The 525-nt window shown below is 41.0% G+C and carries 1 pseudogene; it reads right to left on the reverse strand.

Going from position 1 to position 525, the window contains the following annotated elements:
- Nucleotides 1–282 (reverse strand): annotated as a pseudogene (locus ACTHPA_RS18515) (IS110 family transposase); the annotation flags it as partial.
- Between the last annotated feature and the right edge of the window lie 243 nt (nt 283–525).

Consider the following 525-nt stretch of genomic DNA (forward strand, 5'->3'; position numbering starts at 1 on the left):
AGCCATCTGAAGCTTAGCCTCCAACGGATTCAGGCGGATGTAGGGATAATGTTGTTTTTGTAGAAATCCTTCTAAACCTTTTGAATAGACGCCAGTTGCCTCGAAAACGATGTCAGGCACTAGACCGTCCAATTCACTCAGTGATTCGATTCGCTCTTTTAATGAATTGAAACCGGATACCGTGTGTTCCAATTCACCTTCATACCGACAACATTGATTTTGATCATAAATAACCATTGTACTTTTTCCCATACTTACATCGAAAGCAATTACATGTTTCATCTTTCATCCCCCTCTCGTAAACTTATAGAAGTCCTTCACAGTGCCTCATCGATTCCATTTTCTTATACACGATCTCAAGGACCCAACATACTAAGCTGATTCAAATAAGGATGTGAAGGTAGTCGGTTTCCTTATACGGATTCAAAGATCCCAGCGTCCGCGCGACTTCCCTTCACTTCTACATAAAAAATAGTAGCACAAACCATGGCCTTGGTTTGTGCTACTAATGTTAGTATGTTTCCG

Origin of the sequence: Sporosarcina sp. SAFN-015, from assembly GCF_051966875.1 — a bacterium.
Taxonomy (GTDB): domain Bacteria; phylum Bacillota; class Bacilli; order Bacillales_A; family Planococcaceae; genus Sporosarcina.